The sequence below is a fragment of the Natrononativus amylolyticus genome (genome assembly GCF_024362525.1).
Lineage (GTDB): Archaea > Halobacteriota > Halobacteria > Halobacteriales > Natrialbaceae > Natrononativus > Natrononativus amylolyticus.
Map to the genome: position 1 here is coordinate 79,846 of NZ_CP101458.1, position 20,086 is coordinate 99,931.

Below are 20,086 nucleotides of genomic sequence, written 5' to 3' on the forward strand. Positions count from 1 at the left end.
CCACCCCTGACTCAGAGCGTCCCTTTCGTGCTCGGGGCGTCCTCCCGGCGGTCGTCGAGCCGGGTGGCGTCGTCGAGCGCCCGCGTTAGCGCCTTGAACAGCGCCTCGACCTCGTGGTGGGCGTTTTCCCCGCTGACCTCGAGGTGCAGCGTGAGTCCGGCGTTCATCGCGAGCGACTCCGCGAAGTGTCTCGCCATGTCGCTGGTGAACTCGCCGATCCGCGCCTGGGAGAACTCGCCGTCGAAGTAAAAGCGGGGACGGCCGCTGACGTCCACCACGGCGCCGGCGACGGCCTCGTCCAGCGGCACCCGCCGGTCGGCGTACCTGACGATCCCCGCGCGGTCGTCGAGGGCCTCGTCGAACGCCTCACCGAGGACGATCGCCACGTCCTCGACGGTGTGGTGATCGTCGACGGCGAGGTCGCCGTCGCAGTCGACCTCGAGGTCGAACAGGCCGTGCTTGGCGAACGACGTCAGCATGTGATCGAAGAAGCCGATTCCGGTGCCGACGTCGGCCGCTCCGCTTCCGTCGATCGTGAGAGAGCACTCGATCGTGGTCTCCGTCGTCTCGCGGCTGATGGTCGCCGTACGTTCGCTCATGTCGGTACGACGGCGCCGGTGCTACAAGGAAATTCCGTTCAGGACGTTCCTACCACCCCCGCTGATCTCTCCCTGGTCACTACCGTAACGACGGACTGAGAGCGTGTTTTAAAACGTCTCGAGGACACTGAACGGTTTTCAAAACGTTATTTTGTACAGCACACTCGCGTAAAATGGTACGAAATAACGCCAATGTTCTGGCAGCTATATGACCATCGGAGTGAACATCTGTGATAGACGCCCGCCCCCATGTCCAACCACTCCCCACTCTCGAACGACTCGCTCGCCCCCTCCGGCACCGAAACCGAACCGCACGGAAGCCGACTCACTAGTTCGCTCAAGCGCCCGCTCCAGTTCTGTTGCTTCTGGATCGCGATCGCCCTCCCGTTCGTGCACGTCCCCCTCCTCGCACACGGGCTCGGTGACCTCTCCGTAACGATCGCCTTCCTCTCCCTCCTGGTCGTGAACGTCGTCGCCCTCTACGTCGGCCACGGCTACAACCAGTAACGCCGCCCTCGAGCCCCCTCCTTCGAACCTGCGGCAGTTCTCGCGTTCGGTCGACGTACCGAACCCGTTATCCTCCCGGCAGACACAGTGTGGGGTACTCGATGAGGATCCGTGTCGACTGGCGCTCGAGTTGTAGCCTCACCGGAACGGTGCTGAAGTGGCTCGCCGTGCCGCTGTCGGTGCCGCTCGCCCTCGCGATCTACGACGGCGACCCCGTCTACCCGTTCGTGATCGCGATCATCGTCACCGTTATCGCGGGACTGGCACTCGAGACGCTGAGCGACGACCGCGACATCGGCCAGCGCGAGGCGTTCCTGATGGTGGCGGTCACCTGGCTCGGCGTCGCGGTCGTCGGCGCCGTCCCGTTCGTGACGGCGGGGGTGGGGACGATCGCACATCCGGTCGACGCCATGTTCGAGAGCATGAGCGGCCTGACGACGACCGGAGCGACGGTGATCGACGACTTCGAGGCCCACTCGCGGTCGATCCTCCTGTGGCGCCAGCTCATCCAGTGGCTCGGCGGGCTCGGAATCCTGATCGTCGCGATCGGCCTGCTCTCGAACCTCATGGTCGGTGGCGCACAGCTGATGGAAACGGAAACGCAGACGCAGAACGTCCGGAAGCTCAGACCGCAGATCGACGAAACCGCCCGGCTCATCTGGGGGCTGTACGTCGGTCTCACCGTTCTCGCGGCCGCGACGTTCTACGCGCTGAACCTCCTCGGTCTCGCGCCGAACATGGACCTCTTCAACGCCGTCGCGCACGCGCTCACCAGCGTCTCGACCGCGGGCTTTTCGCCCGAAGGCGAGAGTATCGGCGCGTTCAGCCCGATCGTTCAGTGGGCTGTGATGCCCTTTATGATCCTCGGGGCGACCAACTTCATCCTCCTCTACTACCTTACCCAGGGGGAGTACACGCGCCCCTTCGAGAGCGAGGAGCTTCGATTCTACCTCGGCGTGCTCGCGGTCTTCGGCGGTATCGTCATCGGCATCCTCTACGTCGATGCGACCTTCGAGCGGGGGCTCGAGCCCACGATCCGCCACGGACTGTTCAACGTCGTCTCGCTGGTGACGACGACGGGGTACGCCTCGACGAACTTCGATCTCTGGTCGCCCGGCGCCAAACACATGCTCTTTCTGTGTATGTTCATCGGCGGGATGGCCGGCAGCACGACCTGTTCGATCAAGTCGTTTCGCTGGCTCGTGATCCTCAAGGGGCTGCGCCGGAACCTGTTTACGGCGGTTCATCCACGAGCCGTGCGTCCGATCCGGCTCGGCGAGAGCGTCATCGACGAGGACACCGTCCGCGACATCTTCACCTACGTGATGCTCGCGATCATCCTCTTTTTCGCCCTCACGATCCTCATCGTCGTCGACGCGGCTCGAGCCGGCAACGGCGTCACGGAGTTCGAAGCGCTCGGCGCGGCGGCGTCGATCTTCCTCAACATCGGCCCGGCGTTCGGGATGGCGGGCCCGATGGACAACTACCACGGCTTCCCGATCACGACGCGGGCCATCATGGTGATCATGATGTGGATCGGCCGCATCGAGATCATCCCGGTGCTGGTGTTGCTCACGCCGGCGTTCTGGCGCTCGTAGTTCCCGGGAACCGCTGGTGGCCGGTGCGATATCGACGACCCCGCAAACGGTACGCTTACCTGACATCCAGTCGACGAACGAGTGTATGGCCGCTGTCCGTCTCCTCCCTCCAGCGGTGGTGTACTTCGTCGCCGCCGTTTTCGCTGGCCTCCCGTTCGCGGCAGTCCTCTACGGCGGGCTCGGTGTCGTACTCGAGGCCGTCGGTTTCGATAGTGCGGCGGCCGCCGATCTCGTGCTGTTCGTTCTCTCGGTGTTGGTCGGGCTGCAGTTGGCCGTCGAACTCACGGCTGTACACTCGGCCGGCGTGGGCGCCCTCACGCGCGGGTCGACCGCCGGCGCCGTCGCCCGATTCGTGCCGCTCGCTCTCGGGGCGCTCGCCGTGATCGTCACGATCTTCGTGCGCTACTCGAGCGCTTCCTGAGCCTCCGCGAGCGAAAACCGCCCCTCGTACAGCGCGGTGCCGACGACCACTGCCGCCGCGCCCGCCTCCTCGAGCGCCCGGACGTCCGCGAGGCTCGCCACGCCGCCGCTCGCGACGATCGGGATCTCGGTCGCCGCGACGAGTTCGCGAACGGGCTCGGTCGCGACGCCCTCGAGTCTCCCCTCGACGTCGACGTTCGTAAAGAGGATCGCCGCGGCGCCCAGATCCGCGTAGCGCGCTGCGGCCTCGACCGGCGTGATTCCCGCACCCTCGGTCCAGCCCTCGACGACGACCTCGCCGCCTCTCGCGTCGAGGCTCACGACCACGCTCTCCGGGTATCGATCGCTGATCTCGGCGACGATCTCCGGGTTCTCGACGGCCGCGGTGCCGAGGATGACGCGGTCGACGCCGCGCTCGAGCAGGTCGATCGCCTCCTCGGCCGTGCGGATGCCGCCGCCGAGCTGGACGGGCACGTCGACTGCCTCGACCAGCGCGTCGATCGCGGCGGCGTTCCCGCGCTCGCCCTCGAACGCGCCGTCTAAATCGACCAGGTGAAGCGACTCCGCGCCGGCGTCGATCCACCGTCGGGCGGCCTCGACGGGCTCGCCGTAGCGCTTCTCGGTGCCGCGTTCGCCCTGGACGAGCTGGACCACCTCGCCGTCGGCGACGTCGACGGCCGGAATCACCTCGAACGTCGGAAACTGGCTCATACTCGAGTCCGCGTCCTCCGGCGGAATAACCCCACTGGTCCGGGCGAACGCGCCGACGGGTACCGCCATCGACCCGTGAGAGTCATCGAACGTATCCGCTTCCCTGCACGTATTTACCGCCCGACGGTGAACCGACGTGAGAGAACGTGTCGACGATGGCGACGCTCGAGTCGGCCGGCTCCGTGTCACTGCAGACAGCCGACGTTCCGGAGCTCTCCCTGTCGATGCTCGTCGTCTTCGCGATCATCGCCGTCGCCGTCGCCCTCTTCGTCACCCAGCCGATTCCGCTCGACGTCACCGCCCTGCTCGTGATCGTCGTGCTGGTCGTCCTCGAGCCCTGGACGACGATCTCGGCCGAGCAGGGGATCGCCGGCTTCGCGAGTTCGGCAACGATCACCGTGTTGATGATGTTCATCCTGAGCGAGGGGGTCCGCCGGACGGGGGCGGTCCAGCTCTTGGGCGAGAAGCTCGCGGCGTTCGCGGGCGGCGACGAGCGCCGCCAGCTCGGCTCGATCGTCGGCGTCTCGGGGCTCTCTGCGGGCTTCATCAACAACACCCCGGTCGTGGCGATCATGATTCCCGTCGCGAACGAACTCGCCGAGCGAACGGGAACCTCGCCCTCGAGGCTGCTGATCCCGCTCTCGTTCGCCTCGATGATGGGCGGGATGCTCACGCTGATCGGCACTTCGACGAACATCCTCGCGAGCGACATCATCGCCCGCGAGGAGTACCTCGGCAGCGGGTTCTCGATGTTCGAGTTCACCGCCCTCGGCGCGCTCGTCCTCGCGGTTGGCTCCGTCTACCTGCTGGTTGCGACCCCGTACCTGCTGCCCGAGCGCATTCGCCCGCGGGACGAACTGACCAGCGAGTTCGAGTTGACCTCCTACCTGACGGAGGTCGTCGTCCCCGAGGACTCGCCGCTCGTCGGCGACACCGTTCGGGAGGCGATCGCAGACCTCGAGGTCGACCTCGAGGCGGTGACGCTCATTCGCGGCGAGGACGCCTTCGGCGCGTCGATCGGCGAGAAGGCGCTCCGGCCGGATGACGTGCTGATCGTCAGAACGGCCCGGCAGGCGGTCATCGACCTCGCCGGCGTCGAGGGACTCGAACTCCTGCCGCAGGCCAGCGTCTCGGACGCCGACCTCGAGGTCGACGACGAGGAACGAGCGACGCCGCAGGTGCTGGCGGAGGTTATCGTCGCGCCCGACGGCGACCTGGTCGAGGAGACGATGGCGAGTTCGAATTTCCGTCGACGGTACGACGCGACGGTGCTCGCCGTGCGGCGGGGGTCCGAGGTGGTCCACACGCGGATGGACCAGCGCCGACTGCGCGGCGGCGACACCCTGCTCGTCCAGGCGAGCCGGGACGCCCTCGACCGCCTCGGCACCGACCGGAACGTGATCGTCGCCCAGGAGTTCACCCGGCCGACCTACCGCTGGTCGAAGCTGCCCGTCGCGCTGGCGATCGTCGCGGGCGTCGTCGGCGTGGCGGCGCTCGAGTTCTATCCCATTCTCGTCACGTCGATCGCGGGCGCGGTCGCGATGGTCGTCACCGGCGTCCTCAAGCCGACGGAGCTGTACGACGCCGTCGACTGGAGCGTGATCTTTCTGCTCGCGGGGCTGATCCCGCTGGGGGTTGCGATGGAACAGACCGGGGCGGCGGCCTTCCTCGCGGGCAACGCCGTCCTCGGTGTCGGCGGCCTCCATATCGTCCTCGTGCTCGGATTGTTCTATCTGTTCACCGCGGTTCTGACCGAACTGCTCTCGAACAACGCGAGCGTCGTGTTGATGATTCCGGTCGCGTTCGACGTCGCCGCCCGGTTAGGCGCCAACGAGTTCGCGTTCGTGCTCGCGGTGACCTTCGCCGCGAGCACGCCGCTGCTCTCGCCGGTCGGCTACCAGACGAACCTGATGGTGTACGGCCCCGGCGGCTACGAGTTCGGGGACTTCGCGCGCCTGGGCGCACCGCTCCAGTTGATCCTGACGGTGGTCACCACCCTCGGTATCGTCGCGATCTGGGGCGTGTAACCGTTTTCTCACGAACTCCTCCGACGACAGATTTGCGGAGTGTATGACAGGTGAACGCCGTAATCGTTAGCGGGAGGTGACGTAACTTATTTCGGTTCCATTATCCTCGTACTACGCCATGGACCTCACTGCCGTTCTTTTGGCCGGCATCGTCGCCTCGGTGTTCGTCGGGTTCAACATCGGCGGATCGTCGACCGGGATCGCGTGGGGGCCCGCGGTCGGTGCTGGACTACTCCGGAAGGTAACGGCGGCTGCGCTGATGACGTTCTTCGTCTTCCTCGGCGGTGCGACGGTCGGCCGGAACGTGATGGAGACGCTGAGCGGGGACATCATCACGATCGAGATCTCGCTCGCGGCGGGCGTCGCGATTCTCTTTTTCATCGGGCTGGGGATCCTCGTCGCGAACGTCTTCGGGGTCCCCGTCCCCACGTCGATGGTGACCGTCGGATCGATCGCCGGCCTGGGACTGGCGACGAACACGCTCAACTTCGAGACGATCACCTGGATCATCTCGTGGTGGATCGTCACGCCGGTGCTCGGCCTCTGGATCGGTGCCTTCATCGGCCGGTACATCTACCCGGAACTGAACCGTCGGTTCGAGATCAGGGCGTCCGACGGCCCGCTGCTGTCTCTGGATCGAACCGGGACGGTCCCCAGGCCCGTGCTCGGTCCGAACACCACGGGCCAGGAACTGACCGGGACGATCGTCGTCTTCGTCATCGGCTGTTACATGGCGTTCAGCGCCGGGGCGAGCAACGTCCCGAACGCTGTCGCGCCGCTGGTCAGCAGCGGCGCGCTCGCGCCGAACCCCGCCATCATCATCGCGACGGCCGCGATCGGGCTGGGCGGATTCACCATCGCTCGCCGGACGATGGAGTCCGTCGGGAGCGAACTCAGCGACATTCCGCTGCTCGCGGCGTTAATCGTCATGATCACCGCCGCGACGATCACGACGCTGCTCTCGTGGGCGGGCATTCCGATCAGCCTCGTGATGGCGTCGGTGATGACGATCGTCGGCCTGGGCTGGGGTCGGGCGACCCGTCCCATCACGGCTCGAGAGGCCATCCGCGGCGATACGGACGCGGAACTGGCGATGGGCGCGCTGACCACCGAGCCCGACGCTCCGATCACCAAAATCGGCGAAGAAGAGTCCGACGAAGCCCTCGACGCGGGCAACCTCTTCAACCCGCGGGCGATCGTGAAGTACGTCTCGATGTGGATCATCGGGCCGGCGATGTCGACGATACTCGCCTACGGGTTCTTCGTCGCGTTGCCCTTCGTTTAGTCCCGCCGCGTTTATTGACGGTGCTGTCGTAGCATGCGTATGATTTCACGCGTTCTCGTTCCGATGGATGGCTCGGAGATGAGCGAACACGCACTCGAGTACGCTCTCAAGACCTTTCCGGACGCCGAGATAACCGTCCTGACCGTCGTCGGCGAACCGTCGTCGATGTGGGGTGCCGCGACCGGCCTCGCGCTCGCCGACGACCTGGAGGAGACAGCACGGGAACAGGCCCAGTCGACGTTCGATCGGGCCGACGAGATCGTCGCGGGCACCGACGGCGACGCGAACATCCAAACTGTGTACGATCTCGGCCACCCCGTTCGCGCGATAATCAACCGCGCCGAGAAGTACGACACGGTCGTCGTCGGCAGCCACGGAGGAACGCTCTCGGACAACCTCTACGTCGGGAACGTCGCCAAGAAGGTCGTCCACCAGTCGCCGGTGCCGGTCATCGTCGTTCGCTAATCGCGTCGCTCGGCCTGGGTCCTTCGCTGCCCGATCGATCTGTCCCAGGACGGCGTCGCGACGCCTGCGTGATGGGCCGATCCCCCGAAACTCACTCTTCGCCGTCCGCTTCTCGATTGCCGTCAGCGGACTTGTCGATCAATTCCTCGACCTCGTCCTCACGGGGACGGCGATCGATTCGCTCGTCGACGGCTTCGACCTCGGCTTGCATCGCTTCGAGTTGTTTGCCGACGGTGCGTTCGACCGCCTCCTCGACGGTTTCGCCGACTCGCTCCTCGACAGTTCCGCCGACGGTTTCTTCGACGGTTTCGCCGACCTGCTTCTCAACGGTCTCGCCCACCGTCTCTTCGACGGTTTCCTCGACGGTTTCACCCACTTTTTGTTCGACGGTCTCGCCGACCGTCTGCTCGACGGTCTCGCCGACGCTCTCTTCGACCGACTCCTGGACGGCCCTCGTCATCCAGTCGGGATCGAATCGCGCCATCTTCCAGACGACGTGGACGACGTACGAGGCGAACACCCCCACGCCGAACGCTATGCCGACGTCCGTCCCAGCGAGCATGATCAGCACGATCGAGAGCGCGATCAACGCCCCGTAAGCGAGGTCGACGGCGGCGTCAACCCGGACCGGGTTCAGCATGGCGGATCGCCACCTACCCGGGCGCATCGATCGCTTCCAAGACGTCCATCGGCAGGGTCGGCGCCGACGCGCTGGGGTGACGAACTCGTTCGCCCCCGCTGGTCTCCCGCGACGAGTTTCCGATCGACACACATGATACCGTCTTCAACGATAGGGTTGGTTGAAGTTCTTTAGGATCGAAGTCGCTGGTACACCGCCGCCTGACTGTTCTGCTCGGGAACTGTCCCGGCGTCTTGACGAACCGTCGGAACGGGTCCCAGCAGCGGCCGAAAAATAGTCGCGTTTTTAGGGTCGGGGGGTGTGGACCCTGATGTGACAGAAGTACTGCTTATCGTGGGCCTCCTCGTCGCGGTGTTCGTGGGCTACAATATCGGCGGTGCAACGACGGGACCCGCGTTCGGTCCGGCCGTCGGTGCCAACGTCATCACGAAACTGATGGCGGCAGCGCTGATGTCGATCTTCTTCTTCCTCGGAGCGATAACCATCGGCCCGCAGGTCGTCGACACGCTGGGTCGCGAACTCGTCACCGACACCGGTATCTTCACCATGCGATCGAACGTCGCCGTCCTCTTTTTCATCGGCGGTGCGCTGTTCGTCGGCAACTACGTCGGCGTTCCGGCGTCTACATCGATGACCGCCGTGGGCGCCATCGCCGCTCTCGGCCTCGCGACCGGCGAACTCAACTTCGCGGTCCTGGGCGAGATCGTCGTCTGGTGGATCGTCGCTCCGATCATCGGCTTCTGGGTGGCCGGCGTCATCGGCCGGTACTTCTACCCGTGGATCAACGCGTGGGTTGCGATTGAGGGCAATCGCGAGGGACGCGAGATGGTCACGGTCGACCGTTCCGGAGCCGTTCCCCGACTCCAGTTCGGCGAAAACGCCAGTCGACGCGAGATCTCGGGTGCGCTGGTGGTCGTCGGAATCGGCTGTCTGATGGCCTTCTCCTCCGGGACGAGCAACATCGCGAACGCGATCGCGCCGATCTACGGCACCGGCGACGTCGAGATGATTCCGCTCATCCTGATCGGGTCGGCGGCCGTCGCCGTCGGCTGTTTCACGATCGCCCGGCGCACCCTCGACACGCTCGGAAACGACATCACGAACCTCCCACTGACGGCGGCGATCGTCGTCGCGGTCATCAGTTCGGGGATCGTCATCGGGCTCTCGTGGATCGGCATCCCCGCGAGTTTCGTCGTCATCGCGACGATGAGCATCATCGGTCTCGGCTGGGGTCGGGCGACCCGGACGACGACGCTCTCCGACGCTCGTCGGGGCGAGGAGACGCGCGTCTCCGTCGGCGCGCTCACCGCCGACGAGGAGGGCAAACCGTCCCCGGAGATCGGCGAGGAGGAACCCGAGGACATCCCCAAGGCCTCGGACCTTTTCGACCCCGCGACGACGGCTCGGGTCGTCCTGATGCAGAACGTCGTGCCGATCATCTCGACCGTCGGCGCGTTCCTGACGTTCCGGTTCGTGCCCCTGTTCGGGTTCTGAGTCGCGCGGACGGATCGGTCGCGAGGGGTCGATGCTCGAGCGTCCGTGCGAGGCCCCGGACCGGTCGTCGGGATCGGGCCCGCCTCGAGTGAAAGACCATTGAGGACCGAACAGCAAGGTATACCAGTGCGGGCACCGAATCGGCGACTGATGCCCACGGTAGAATACCTCAACTACGAAGTGCTGGACGACCAGGGCTGGGAGATGGACGACGACGACCTCTTCGAGAAGGCCGCCGACGCTGGCTTCGACGATGAGGACTACGGCTCCCTCGACGTCAACGAGAGCGAGTACATCCTCGAGGCCGCAGAGGCGCAGGGCTACGACTGGCCCTTCTCCTGCCGTGCTGGCGCCTGCGCGAACTGCGCAGCCATCGTCACGGAGGGCGAGATCGAGATGGACATGCAGCAGATCCTCTCCGACGAGGAGGTCGAGGACAAGAACGTCCGCCTGACCTGCATCGGTTCGCCGGCGACCGACGAGGTCCAGATCGTGTACAACGCGAAGCACCTCGACTACCTGCAGAACCGCGTCATCTAACGCCGGTCGCACACGGCGGACGGTCACCGACTCACTGGATCCGTTCGACTATTCTTTCACGAGTCTTCGTCGTCCACAGCCGCCGCTTCCGTCGCTGACGCCGGCGCTCGCTCGACTGCGTGCCCGCTCTCGGGGGGTGGGAATCTGCTGTCGGCTATATGCCCGCTCCCTGCGGATCTGCACCTACACTATGACCGTCGACACGCGACCTGAATCACGCATGCGTCGTCGGACGTTCCTCGGTGTCGCCGGCGGGGCGGCGCTCGCAGCGGTTGCGACGGCGCCCGCCGCGTCGGCCGCCGAGTCGGATGCGTTCGACGACTGGATGGCCGACGTTCCGAACTACGACGGCGACGTCGCCGATGAGACCGGCGCGGACGAGGTGCGAATCGCCGTCGGTGCGGACGACGGCTTCGTCTACGATCCGCCGGCCGTCCGTATCGACCCCGGAACTACCGTCGTCTGGGAGTGGACGGGCGAAGGCGGGATGCACGACGTCGCCGCCGAGGACGACTCCTTCCAGAGCGAGTACTACACGGACGCGGGCGAGACGTTCGAGCACACGTTCGACGAGGAGGCGACCCATCTCTACGGGTGTACGCCGCACATCCCGATGGGGATGAAGGCGGCCGTCGTCGTCGGCGGTACCGGAGACGAGGCGTCCGAGGACGAACCCGCCACCCCCGCTACCGAGGGGACCGTCGCCGTCGACGGACCGTCGACCACCGCCGTCGGGACGGCCCTCGCGTTCCTGCTCGTCCTGCTGTCGCCGTTCGGCCTCTGGCTCCGCGAGTCGATTCGGGAGCGGTAACGACTCGAGAGGCGGGCCGTCGTCGACCGTCGCCGTTCGAACCTGTCGCTGCTCGCGTGGCCGCGAGTCGTCCGCCGCCGCGACGGGCGAAAACGTAATTCGATCGCGCTCGTGAGAGTCGACCGTGACACTCTCGACCGGGCTGGCGTCGACTCCCGACCTCCTTCGACTACTCGCGGTGCCGGTGTTCGCCTGGGCGGCGGTCCGCGACGTCAGGACCCGGCGGATCGCCGCCGACGTCTGGGTCCCCCTCGGCCTGCTCGCGCTCGTTCTGCTGGTCTGGGACGGCTGGCTCGCCGCGCAGGCGGGCGGCTACGCCTGGTCGTACGGGTTCGTGATGCCCGCGGCGATCAGCCTGGGGTTCGTCGTCCCGCTCGCCTACCTGTTCTGGTGGTTCGGCGGCTTCGGCGGCGCCGACGCGAAGGCGCTGATGGTGCTCGCGCTGCTGTTCCCGACGGTGCCGCGCTACGTCGTCGGCGACGCGACCGCCCCGCTGACGGTCCACCCGCTCGGCGAGGCTGGCGCGTTCTCACTGACGATCCTCACCAACGCCGTCCTCGTCGGCGCCGCGATCCCGCTCGCGCTGGCGATCCGTAACGCCCTCGCCGGGCGGATCGCTCCCGTCATGTTCGTCGGCTGGCCGGTCTCCTGGGAGCGACTGCCCCGGACGCACGGCCGCCTGCTCGAGACGCCGACGGGGCTCTCGCGAAACGGTCTCGACCTCGACGCGATGCGGATGTACCTCCGGTGGCGCGGGCTCTCGCTGGCCGACCTCCGCGCCGACCCCGGACGCTACCGCGACCCCGAGACGCTGCCGGCCGAGCCGAACCCGCCGACGGACGGTGCGGTCGACGCGAACGCGCCGCGCTCCGACGGTGGCGCGCTCGAGTCGCCCCCGGCCAGTGCCGCCGTTCGAGGCGATCCCTGGGGCGCCGAGGCGTTCCTCGAGTCGATCGACGGCACCGCCTACGGCACCACCCCGGAGACGCTCCGGGGGGGTCTCGAGGTGGCCGCCTCCGAGGAGACGGTCTGGGTCTCGCCGGGAACGCCGTTTCTCGTCCCGGTGTTCCTGGGGCTCGTGATCGCGCTGCTCTACGGCGATCTCCTGTTCGGCCTGCTGTTCTGAGTCGCTAGCGAACCCGCTCGTACAGCGGCACCACCACGGTCCAGAGCACGACGACCGCCGCGCCGACGGCGATAACGAGCAGCCAGGGCCCGGCGCCCGCCGTCGGCGGCCCGCCCGCGAGAGCGAGGAGCGTCCCGATCAGCAACAGCACGCAGGCGGCGAGCGTTCCCAGTTCGAGCGTCGCCGCGACGGGGTGTGCACGCAGGTCGGCGACGAGGTCGGCCAGCGCCATCCGCTCAGGCTCGAGACCCGATCTCCTCGGCGATCTCGTCGAGGTCGGCGTCGTCGAGGGTCGGCGTCTCGCCCGCGATGGCGTGGATCGGACCGCCGCCGTCGCCCGCAAACCGCGGCACGATGTGACAGTGAACGTGCGGCACCTCCTGGCCCGCCTCCTCGCCGTTGTTGAACGCGACGGTCGTCGCGTCCGCGCCGACGGCGTCCTCGACGGCGGGGATCAGGCGGTGGATCGTCGCGTACAGGTCGGCTGCCTCCGATTCCGGCACGTCGTTGAGCCGCTCGTACTCCACTTTCGGGATCACCAGGGTGTGTCCCGGCGCGAGCGGGTTGGCGTCCAGAAAGGCGAACGTCGTTTCGTCCTCGTAGACGACTCGAGCCGGGATCTCGCCGGCGACGATCTGGCTGAAGACAGTGCTCATACGCCACTGTGTGTCGCCCCGCGCCAAGAAGGTTGCCCGCCCCGCGACGGTCGAGAGCACTCCGGCGTTCGAGTCAGTCAGAACCGCAGGTGCGAGGTCGACCCCGGCGAGTCGTCGTCCTCGTCGTCGCTGGATCCGCCCGCGGTGAGGAAGGAGACGCCGTCGTCGATCAGGTACACCTGTCCGTCCTCGACGGTCGTCTCGACGGAAACGAGGGTCGTCTTCGCCGCGTCGCCGTTGTCGCAGTAGCCCGAGCAGGTGTCGAACGTCGAGCCGTGTTTCGGGCAGACGATCTCACCCTCGCGGAACACGACGCCGACGCCCTCCCGGTGGAGCGCCTGGGCCTCGTGGGTACAGCGGTTGACCCACGCCTCGACGGGCTCGCCCTCGCCGGCGCACGGAACGAGAATCACCTCCTTCCGGCCGCCGCGGGCGTCGCGTACGGTGAACAGCCAGGAGCCCTCCTCGAGAACGGTGTCGACGTCAGTCAGACGATGACGGACGGCCATGCCGACGTCTCGGCCGCGCGAGCCCTTAGCTGTCGCGGCTCGACCGACAGAGTTCGTCGAGTGCCGCCCCGATCGCCTCGAGATACTCGGCGGGCGTGTAGCCGAGGCGCTTGATCCAGACGTCCTGATAGCTCGGATGGAGGATCGGCAGCAGCCACGTCTCGAGTCGCTCACAGCGCACGGGCTCGAGGACGCCATCGATGAAGCCCTCGAGCTCACGGTCCTCGGCTGCGAGCACGCTTGTGGTGGCGTGTTTCCCGGTCGCGAGCACGACGGCGGGCTCGACGGTTTCGATCTCGGTCAGCAGGTGGGTTCGGCAGTTCGTCCGCTCCGCATCGGTGGGCTCGCGGTTGCTCGAGGGGTCCGTCTCGCTCGCAGGAAAGCATTTGACCGCGTTCGTATAGAACGCCCGCTCGTCGTAGCCGACCGCGGTGAGCATCCGGCGGATACGTCGCCCGGAGTGTCTCGAGGTGTAGGCTTTCCCGGTCCAGTTGCCGCCCTGCCAGCGCTCCGCGTCGGGATTGCCGGCTCCCGGTGCCTCGCCGATCACCAGCACGTCGGCCTCGAGCGGGCCGGTGCCCCAGGAGATGCACTCGCGAGTCTCCGCGAGGGCGGGACAGCGCCGGCAGTCGGCCTCGAGGACGTGTCTCGAGTCTGGAAACGGCGGCTCGAGGGGCGCATCGTCGGTCGAATCGGGCACATCTGTGGTGGGCGCTCGAGGCGTATAGAGCGGTCGGTCGGCCCGCGATGATTACGTGTTTCGCGAGGGGACAAGTTTACCTTCTCCGGACGGCTTACGGACGACAATGGCTTCGGAACTCCTCGCAGAATCGCTGTCCATGCTACTGTACCTCGTCGTCGCCGCCGTCCTCACCGCGGGCGGCCTCGCCGCCGAATACGCCAGCCTCCAGCACCTCGGATCGGGCGACGCGCTCGTCGCCCTCTGGCTCGCCGCCCTCGGCGGCGTCATGCTCTACGCCGGCCTCTACGGTATCGGCTACCAGAAAGTGCTCGCACGCGCCCGCTCGTAGGCCTTCGATCGACCCAGACGGGAGTCAAATCCGGCTCGACAGTCGAATCCGCACAACCGATTCCTCTTTACTGCCGGAGTGATTTCCACCGTGTATGAGCAGGTTCGGCGAGGTCGACGACCAGTACGACCCGCACGCGCTCGAGCAGCGGGTGTTCGATCACTGGGAGGACGTCGACGCCTACGAGCAGACGAAACAGCACCGCGCCGACGGCGAGTCGTACTTCTTCGTCGACGGCCCGCCGTACACCTCCGGGGCGGCCCACATGGGGACGACCTGGAACAAGAGCCTGAAGGACGTCTACATTCGCTATCTGCGAATGTGCGGCTACGACGTCACGGACCGACCGGGCTACGACATGCACGGACTGCCCATCGAGACGCAGGTCGAGGAGAACCTCGGCTTCGAGAACAAGAAGGACATCGAGGCGTTCGGCGAGGACGAGTTCATCGACGCCTGCAAGGAGTACGCCGAGGAGCAACTCGAGGGCCTCGAGTCCGACTTCAAATCGTTCGGCGTCTGGATGGACTGGGACGACCCCTACAAGACGGTCACGCCGGAGTACATGGAGGCCGCCTGGTGGGGCTTTTCGAAGGCCGCAGAACGCGGCCTCGTCGAGCAGGGAAAGCGCAGCATCAGCCAGTGTCCCCGGTGTGAGACGGGCCTGGCGAACAACGAGGTCGAGTACGAGGACGTCGAGGACCCCTCGATCTACGTGAAATTCGACCTCGTCGACCGCGAGGGCAGCGTCGTCGTCTGGACCACGACGCCGTGGACGATCCCCGCGAACACCTTTACCGCGGTGGACCCGGACCTCGAGTACGTGGGCGTCCGCGCGGAGCGAAGCTCCGCGGACCGGAGCGGCGAAGCCGCAGAGCGCGCGAGCGAGGTACTGTACGTCGCCGAAGAGTGCGTCGAGGGCGTCCTGAAGAAGGGCCGCTACGACGACTACGAGATCGTCGAGGAGCTCACGGGCGCGGAGATGGTCGGCTGGGAGTACGAACACCCCTTAGCCGAGGAGGTGCCCACCCACGCCGACCACGAGGGCGCGTTGCAGATCTACGATGCAGAGTACGTCGAGGCGGATCGAACGGGACTGGTCCACTCCGCGCCGGGCCACGGTGAGGAGGACTTCCTTCGCGGGCGCGAACTCGGCTTCCCCATCTTCTGTCCCGTCGGGGGCGACGGCGTCTACACCGCCGAGGGCGGCAAGTACGAGGGGCAGTTCGTCAAGGAGGCCGACGCGGAGATCACTGCGGATCTCGAGGCCAACGGCAACCTGCTGCGCTCGGAGACGGTCACTCACAGCTACGGCCACTGCTGGCGCTGCGATACGGGAATCATCCAGATCGTCACCGACCAGTGGTTCATCACGATCACGGACGTCAAAGACGAGCTGCTCGCGAACATCGAGGATAGCCGCTGGTACCCGCAGTGGGCCCGGGACAACCGGTTCCGGGACTTCGTCGAGGACGCACCGGACTGGAACGTCTCGCGCCAGCGCTACTGGGGGATCCCGATCCCGATCTGGACGCCAGACGGCCGCGACGATGATGCCGATACGATCGTCATCAGCACCCGCGAGGAACTCGCCGAGCGCGTCGACCAGGACATCGACCCCGCCAGCGTCGACATCCACAAGGACACCGTCGACGAGCTGACGATCACCGAGGACGGGACGACCTACACCCGCGTTCCCGACGTGTTCGACGTCTGGCTCGACTCCTCCGTCGCGTCGTGGGGGACCCTCGACTTCCCCGCAGACGACAGTCAGTTCGACGAGCTCTGGCCAGCCGACTTCATCCTCGAGGCTCACGACCAGACCCGCGGCTGGTTCTGGTCCCAGCTCGGGATGGGCACTGCGGCGATGGGCGAGATCCCCTACGAGCGGGTGCTGATGCACGGCCACGCCCTGGACGAGGACGGCCGTAAGATGTCGAAGTCGGTGGGTAACGTCGTCGAGCCCCACGAGGCGATCGACCGCCACGGCGCCGACGCGATGCGGCTGTTCCTGCTCTCTGCGAACCCGCAGGGTGACGACATGCGCTTCTCCTGGGACGGGATGCGCACGATGGAGAGCCACCTCCGGACGCTGTGGAACGTGTTCCGCTTCCCGCTGCCGTACATGCGCCTCGACGGGTTCGACCCCGAGGAGACGGATCTCGAGGCGGTCGATGAAGATCTCGAACTCGTCGACGAGTGGGTGCTCGCCCGGCTCCAGTCGACGAAAGCCGAGATGACCGAGGAGTTCGAGGCGTTCCGCCAGGATCAGGCGCTCGAGGCGCTACTCGACTTCGTGATCGAGGACGTCTCCCGGTTTTACGTCCAGGCGGTCCGCGAGCGAATGTGGGCCGAGGAAGACAGCGGCTCCAAGGACGCGGCGTACGCCACGATCTACCGCGTTCTGCGGGAGGTCGTCGTCCTGCTCGCACCGTACGCGCCGTTCGTCGCAGAGGAGATCTACGGACACCTCACCGGCGAGGCGGGCCACCCGACGGTCCACATGGAGGACTGGCCCGAAGCCGACGACTACTGGGCCGACGAGGAACTCGAGGAGGACGTCGCCCTCCTGCGCGCGATCGAGGAGGCCGGCGCGAACGCCCGCCAGCAGGCCGGCCGAAAGCTTCGCTGGCCCGTCCCGCGCGTGGTCGTCGCCGCGGACGACGAGCGCGTCGCCGCGGCAGTCGAGCGCCACACGGACCTGCTCGCGGATCGGCTCAACGCCCGCGAGATCGAACTCGTCTCTCCCGGCCAGCGCTGGGGCGAACTCGCCTACAGCGCCGAGGCCGACATGAGCGTGCTCGGACCGGCCTTCGGCGGCGACGCCGGGACCGTCATGAACGCGCTCAACGAGGCCCGGATCGAGGAGCCGACGCTCGAGAGCCTCGAGGCCGCGGTCAACGAGCTCCTGGACGACCCCGTGGAGCTCGACGAGGAGATGGTCTCGTTCGTCACCGAGACGCCCGACGGCGTCGCGGGCACCGCCTTCGGTATCGACGGCGACGACCGCGGGGTCGCCTACGTCGACGCCTCGCTCACCGACGACATCGAGAGCGAGGGCTACGCCCGCGAGGTCATCCGCCGGGTCCAGGAGATGCGCAAGGAACTCGATCTCGAGGTCGAAGAGCGGATCGCCCTCGAACTCACCGTCGAGGACGACCGGGTCGCGGCCCTCGTCGACGAGCGCGAGGACCTCGTTCGCGAGGAGGTCCGCGCCGACGAACTCCGGGCCGTCGAGGACGGCCACCGCAAGGAGTGGGAGATCGAGGGTGTCGCCGTCGAACTGGCGATCGCGCCGCTTGCGGCGTCGCCGGAAGCGACCGAGTAACGGCCGTCGCCGCACCGTTGGCCGGAACGGTGCTCTCCGTCGCCGCATTCGCCGATCGAGCCGCGCTCTCCACCATCACACCGCCGACCGAGCCACGCTCGAGGGTCGGCCGCCGTAGCACAACCGTCTTGATAGTTCACCGGCGATGATACGGTAGATGGGCCGGGTCGTCGCCGTCGGGCTGATCGCTCTCCTCGTCTGTAGCCTGCCGATGGGCGTCGTCGCGGCCGCCGGCCTCCAGCCGGCATCGGAGTCGCCGTCCGCCGTCGACTCGACCGCGACCGACGTCCAGGCGACCGTCAACGCCGGCGACGGCGGCCACGTGATCGAGCGCTCGATCGTCCTCAGACAGCTTCCCGACCGCCCCGGCGAGTTCGAAGCCGAGATCACCGTCTCGGTCCCGGAGCCGGTGACCGAACTCGAGATGGAACTCCCCTCGAGGGCGACCGTCGAGTCGACCGACGGTTTCGAGCCAGCCGACGACCGCTACGAGTGGGACGGCTCGAGCGCCGAGGCGCAGGTGACGGCCGTCGTCGACGCGAACGTGACCGGCATCGACCACCACCGGGCGTCGACCGGCGGGGCGGGCGCCCTCAACCACGGTCACGACCACGGCGACGGCTACGCCTTCGTCGACACCGGCTCCTGGGGGGTCGTGCAGGTGCCCCAGCTCAGGCTGAGCTGGCGACACACCGAACCGGTGTCCGTCGAGCGGACCGCGACGGTCGACGGGCCGGGTGCGACCGGCGGCGACATCGCGTACCTGGGCGAGGTCACCGAGTACGAGCGGACGGTCCGCGGGGAGACGATTCGCCTCGTCGTCCCCGAGGCGGCCGACCTCGTCGAACCGCCCGAGGACGTCCTCGAGGCGCTCGCGACCGCGAGCGACGGCCTCGAGATCGGCCCCAGAAACGAGGCGGTGTTCGTCCTCGCGGCGCCGACTGCGGGAGTCGACTGGGGGCCGCGGGGGATCCAGTACGGGGTGAGCGACGCCTGGGTCGCCGACGACGCGCGTCTGGACTCGCTCAGCCACGTCTGGTTCCACGAGTACGTCCACACCCGCCAGTCGTTCGCCCGCACCGAGGGCGGAACGACGGCGGAGGCGGCCTGGCTGGTCGAGGCTCAGGCCGAGTACCACGCCGCGTTGCTCGCCCTCGAGGCCGGCTACGTCGAATCCCTCGAGTTCCGCCGGTTCCTCGAGGGCGGCACCCGAGCGCCGTACGCCGACGACGTCCTCGCCGATCCCGCGACGTGGACCGACGAGCGCACGCCGTACGCCAAGGGGCCGCTGGTCTACGGCGCGATCGACCGCCAGCTCCGCCTCGAGAGCGACGGCGAGTACGCGATCGCCGACGTCACCCGGGCGCTCACCCTCCGCGGCGAGCGCGTGGACGACCGGGCGTTTCTCGAGGCCCTCGAGGCGCGCGGCGGCGCCGCCGTCGAGGAGTACGCCCGTCACTACACCGAGACGGCAGACGCGCCGGCGACGTGGAACCGGTTCGCCCACGCCGCGGCCTTCGAGGGGCCGTCGCCCGCGTTCCGGTACGGGCTCGGCGACGCTCCCCTCACGCTCTCGGGGGAGGCGCGCGAGAAACGCGTCGTACCCGGCGACCTGCCCGCGATGGTCACCAACGAGAGCCTCGAGGTCCCCGTCGCCGTCGAGAACCGCGGCGACCGCGCGGGGACGTACGACGCGGTCGTCACCGCCGACGGCCGGCTCGCGGACCGGGCCGGCGGGTCGCTCGAGGCCGGCGCCGCGACCCAGGAACGCCTCCGGTGGACGCCGACGGAACCCGGCACGTACGACCTCCTCGTCGGCGACGACCGGCTGACGGTCGCGGTCCGCGAGCCCGCCGAGCCGACGGTGACGGCGCTCTCGGCTGCGCCGTCCCGCGTCGATCCGGGCGAGCCGGTGACCGTCACCGCGACGGTCGAGAACCGGGCGGACCGGCCGACCGATTCGACGCTCGAGTTCCGGACCGCAGACGGCGTCGCCGCCGAGAAACGGGTCGCGCTCGGAGCGGGCGAGACGACGACCCTCGAGGTCGAGTTGCGGTTCGAGGAGGCCGCCGCCCACGAAGTTGCGGTCGGCGACGAGCGGGTGACGGTCGTCGTCGGCGACGGCCTCCACGTCTGGACACACCGGCTGGCCGAGGCGGCGCCGGTCGTCGTCGCCGTCGGCGTCGTGGCCGTTCTCGCCGCCGGCGTCGCGCTCTTGCTGGGAGCGCGCAGGTGACGGCGCGCCGCCGGTCGAACCCAACCGCCGGTTCAGGGCCGCCATCGACGGGCGTGGCGGGCGCGAATCGCCGTTTGACGCCCGCCAAATCGGCACCAGGGTT

At 67.6% G+C, this 20,086-nt stretch carries 20 protein-coding genes; 13 read left to right on the forward strand and 7 right to left on the reverse strand.

Annotated features, from left to right (window positions below):
• Positions 1-11: 11 nt before the first annotated feature.
• Positions 12-599: an imidazoleglycerol-phosphate dehydratase HisB gene (gene hisB, locus NMQ11_RS00410; RefSeq protein ID WP_255169411.1), complete on the reverse strand. Its 588-nt coding sequence runs from the start codon at positions 597-599 to the stop codon at positions 12-14.
• Positions 600-848: 249 nt separating this feature from the next.
• Between hisB and NMQ11_RS00415 the strand changes: the two genes are divergently transcribed.
• The 3 genes from NMQ11_RS00415 to NMQ11_RS00425 all read left to right on the forward strand — a co-directional run bounded on the left by NMQ11_RS00415 (position 849) and on the right by NMQ11_RS00425 (position 3,125).
• Complete coding sequence (locus tag NMQ11_RS00415; protein WP_255169412.1) at positions 849-1,106, forward strand: DUF8028 family protein; 258 nt, start codon at positions 849-851, stop codon at positions 1,104-1,106.
• A gap of 101 nt (positions 1,107-1,207) precedes the next feature.
• Positions 1,208-2,704: a TrkH family potassium uptake protein gene (locus NMQ11_RS00420; protein ID WP_255169413.1), complete on the forward strand. Its 1,497-nt coding sequence runs from the start codon at positions 1,208-1,210 to the stop codon at positions 2,702-2,704.
• An 85-nt stretch (positions 2,705-2,789) separates the two neighbouring features.
• Positions 2,790-3,125 (forward strand): hypothetical protein, encoded by a 336-nt coding sequence (locus NMQ11_RS00425; RefSeq protein WP_255169414.1) that lies wholly within the window; start codon positions 2,790-2,792, stop codon positions 3,123-3,125.
• Here the strand turns inward: NMQ11_RS00425 and hisA are convergent.
• On the reverse strand, positions 3,107-3,835 hold the full coding sequence (gene hisA / locus NMQ11_RS00430) for a 1-(5-phosphoribosyl)-5-[(5-phosphoribosylamino)methylideneamino]imidazole-4-carboxamide isomerase (RefSeq protein ID WP_255169415.1): 729 nt from the start codon (positions 3,833-3,835) through the stop codon (positions 3,107-3,109). The two genes, NMQ11_RS00425 and hisA, sit on opposite strands and share 19 nt — an antisense overlap.
• A gap of 224 nt (positions 3,836-4,059) precedes the next feature.
• Between hisA and NMQ11_RS00435 the strand changes: the two genes are divergently transcribed.
• The 3 genes from NMQ11_RS00435 to NMQ11_RS00445 all read left to right on the forward strand — a co-directional run bounded on the left by NMQ11_RS00435 (position 4,060) and on the right by NMQ11_RS00445 (position 7,612).
• Positions 4,060-5,862, forward strand: a complete 1,803-nt coding sequence (locus NMQ11_RS00435; protein WP_425607713.1) for an SLC13 family permease — start codon at positions 4,060-4,062, stop codon at positions 5,860-5,862.
• A gap of 118 nt (positions 5,863-5,980) precedes the next feature.
• Positions 5,981-7,147, forward strand: a complete 1,167-nt coding sequence (locus NMQ11_RS00440; RefSeq protein WP_255169416.1) for an inorganic phosphate transporter — start codon at positions 5,981-5,983, stop codon at positions 7,145-7,147.
• A gap of 39 nt (positions 7,148-7,186) precedes the next feature.
• Positions 7,187-7,612, forward strand: a complete 426-nt coding sequence (locus NMQ11_RS00445; protein ID WP_255169417.1) for a universal stress protein — start codon at positions 7,187-7,189, stop codon at positions 7,610-7,612.
• A 91-nt stretch (positions 7,613-7,703) separates the two neighbouring features.
• Here NMQ11_RS00445 and NMQ11_RS00450 read toward each other — a convergent pair whose 3' ends face one another.
• Complete coding sequence (locus NMQ11_RS00450; RefSeq protein ID WP_255169418.1) at positions 7,704-8,252, reverse strand: hypothetical protein; 549 nt, start codon at positions 8,250-8,252, stop codon at positions 7,704-7,706.
• A gap of 312 nt (positions 8,253-8,564) precedes the next feature.
• On the opposite strand from NMQ11_RS00450, the gene NMQ11_RS00455 reads away from it, so the two are divergent.
• From NMQ11_RS00455 to NMQ11_RS00470, 4 genes are all read left to right on the forward strand, one after another.
• Positions 8,565-9,746 (forward strand): inorganic phosphate transporter, encoded by a 1,182-nt coding sequence (locus NMQ11_RS00455; protein WP_255169419.1) that lies wholly within the window; start codon positions 8,565-8,567, stop codon positions 9,744-9,746.
• A gap of 150 nt (positions 9,747-9,896) precedes the next feature.
• Positions 9,897-10,286: a ferredoxin Fer gene (gene fer / locus NMQ11_RS00460; protein WP_255169420.1), complete on the forward strand. Its 390-nt coding sequence runs from the start codon at positions 9,897-9,899 to the stop codon at positions 10,284-10,286.
• Between the two features lie 220 nt (positions 10,287-10,506).
• Positions 10,507-11,097: a halocyanin domain-containing protein gene (locus NMQ11_RS00465; protein ID WP_255169421.1), complete on the forward strand. Its 591-nt coding sequence runs from the start codon at positions 10,507-10,509 to the stop codon at positions 11,095-11,097.
• Positions 11,098-11,221: 124 nt separating this feature from the next.
• On the forward strand, positions 11,222-12,223 hold the full coding sequence (locus tag NMQ11_RS00470; protein ID WP_255169422.1) for an A24 family peptidase C-terminal domain-containing protein: 1,002 nt from the start codon (positions 11,222-11,224) through the stop codon (positions 12,221-12,223).
• A gap of 4 nt (positions 12,224-12,227) precedes the next feature.
• On the opposite strand, the gene NMQ11_RS00475 is transcribed toward NMQ11_RS00470, so the two are convergent.
• The 4 genes from NMQ11_RS00475 to NMQ11_RS00490 form a co-directional block, all read right to left on the reverse strand.
• A complete protein-coding gene (locus NMQ11_RS00475; protein WP_255169423.1) occupies positions 12,228-12,455 on the reverse strand; it encodes a hypothetical protein in 228 nt (75 codons plus the stop codon).
• A gap of 4 nt (positions 12,456-12,459) precedes the next feature.
• A complete protein-coding gene (locus tag NMQ11_RS00480; RefSeq protein ID WP_255169424.1) occupies positions 12,460-12,879 on the reverse strand; it encodes an HIT family protein in 420 nt (139 codons plus the stop codon).
• Between the two features lie 77 nt (positions 12,880-12,956).
• Positions 12,957-13,388 (reverse strand): Rieske (2Fe-2S) protein, encoded by a 432-nt coding sequence (locus tag NMQ11_RS00485; protein ID WP_255169425.1) that lies wholly within the window; start codon positions 13,386-13,388, stop codon positions 12,957-12,959.
• A 25-nt stretch (positions 13,389-13,413) separates the two neighbouring features.
• Positions 13,414-14,088: a uracil-DNA glycosylase gene (locus NMQ11_RS00490; RefSeq protein WP_255169426.1), complete on the reverse strand. Its 675-nt coding sequence runs from the start codon at positions 14,086-14,088 to the stop codon at positions 13,414-13,416.
• A gap of 106 nt (positions 14,089-14,194) precedes the next feature.
• On the opposite strand from NMQ11_RS00490, the gene NMQ11_RS00495 reads away from it, so the two are divergent.
• From NMQ11_RS00495 to NMQ11_RS00505, 3 genes are all read left to right on the forward strand, one after another.
• Positions 14,195-14,419, forward strand: a complete 225-nt coding sequence (locus NMQ11_RS00495; RefSeq protein WP_255169427.1) for a DUF8151 family protein — start codon at positions 14,195-14,197, stop codon at positions 14,417-14,419.
• Between the two features lie 94 nt (positions 14,420-14,513).
• Complete coding sequence (gene ileS / locus NMQ11_RS00500; protein ID WP_255169428.1) at positions 14,514-17,747, forward strand: isoleucine--tRNA ligase; 3,234 nt, start codon at positions 14,514-14,516, stop codon at positions 17,745-17,747.
• A 157-nt stretch (positions 17,748-17,904) separates the two neighbouring features.
• Positions 17,905-19,983: a CARDB domain-containing protein gene (locus NMQ11_RS00505; RefSeq protein ID WP_255169429.1), complete on the forward strand. Its 2,079-nt coding sequence runs from the start codon at positions 17,905-17,907 to the stop codon at positions 19,981-19,983.
• Positions 19,984-20,086 lie beyond the last annotated feature (103 nt).

Excerpts from the sequence above, each read along its gene's own strand:
- hisB (WP_255169411.1), bottom strand. The coding sequence starts at position 599 with ATGAGCGAACGTACGGCGACCATCAGCCGCGAGACGACGGAGACCACG.
- NMQ11_RS00415 (WP_255169412.1), top strand. The coding sequence starts at position 849 with ATGTCCAACCACTCCCCACTCTCGAACGACTCGCTCGCCCCCTCCGGC.
- NMQ11_RS00420 (WP_255169413.1), top strand. The coding sequence starts at position 1,208 with ATGAGGATCCGTGTCGACTGGCGCTCGAGTTGTAGCCTCACCGGAACG.
- NMQ11_RS00425 (WP_255169414.1), top strand. The coding sequence starts at position 2,790 with ATGGCCGCTGTCCGTCTCCTCCCTCCAGCGGTGGTGTACTTCGTCGCC.
- hisA (WP_255169415.1), bottom strand. The coding sequence starts at position 3,835 with ATGAGCCAGTTTCCGACGTTCGAGGTGATTCCGGCCGTCGACGTCGCC.
- NMQ11_RS00435 (WP_425607713.1), top strand. The coding sequence starts at position 4,060 with ATGCTCGTCGTCTTCGCGATCATCGCCGTCGCCGTCGCCCTCTTCGTC.
- NMQ11_RS00440 (WP_255169416.1), top strand. The coding sequence starts at position 5,981 with ATGGACCTCACTGCCGTTCTTTTGGCCGGCATCGTCGCCTCGGTGTTC.
- NMQ11_RS00445 (WP_255169417.1), top strand. The coding sequence starts at position 7,187 with ATGATTTCACGCGTTCTCGTTCCGATGGATGGCTCGGAGATGAGCGAA.
- NMQ11_RS00450 (WP_255169418.1), bottom strand. The coding sequence starts at position 8,252 with ATGCTGAACCCGGTCCGGGTTGACGCCGCCGTCGACCTCGCTTACGGG.
- fer (WP_255169420.1), top strand. The coding sequence starts at position 9,897 with ATGCCCACGGTAGAATACCTCAACTACGAAGTGCTGGACGACCAGGGC.
- NMQ11_RS00465 (WP_255169421.1), top strand. The coding sequence starts at position 10,507 with ATGCGTCGTCGGACGTTCCTCGGTGTCGCCGGCGGGGCGGCGCTCGCA.
- NMQ11_RS00475 (WP_255169423.1), bottom strand. The coding sequence starts at position 12,455 with ATGGCGCTGGCCGACCTCGTCGCCGACCTGCGTGCACACCCCGTCGCG.
- NMQ11_RS00480 (WP_255169424.1), bottom strand. The coding sequence starts at position 12,879 with ATGAGCACTGTCTTCAGCCAGATCGTCGCCGGCGAGATCCCGGCTCGA.
- NMQ11_RS00485 (WP_255169425.1), bottom strand. The coding sequence starts at position 13,388 with ATGGCCGTCCGTCATCGTCTGACTGACGTCGACACCGTTCTCGAGGAG.
- NMQ11_RS00495 (WP_255169427.1), top strand. The coding sequence starts at position 14,195 with ATGGCTTCGGAACTCCTCGCAGAATCGCTGTCCATGCTACTGTACCTC.
- ileS (WP_255169428.1), top strand. The coding sequence starts at position 14,514 with ATGAGCAGGTTCGGCGAGGTCGACGACCAGTACGACCCGCACGCGCTC.
- NMQ11_RS00505 (WP_255169429.1), top strand. The coding sequence starts at position 17,905 with ATGGGCCGGGTCGTCGCCGTCGGGCTGATCGCTCTCCTCGTCTGTAGC.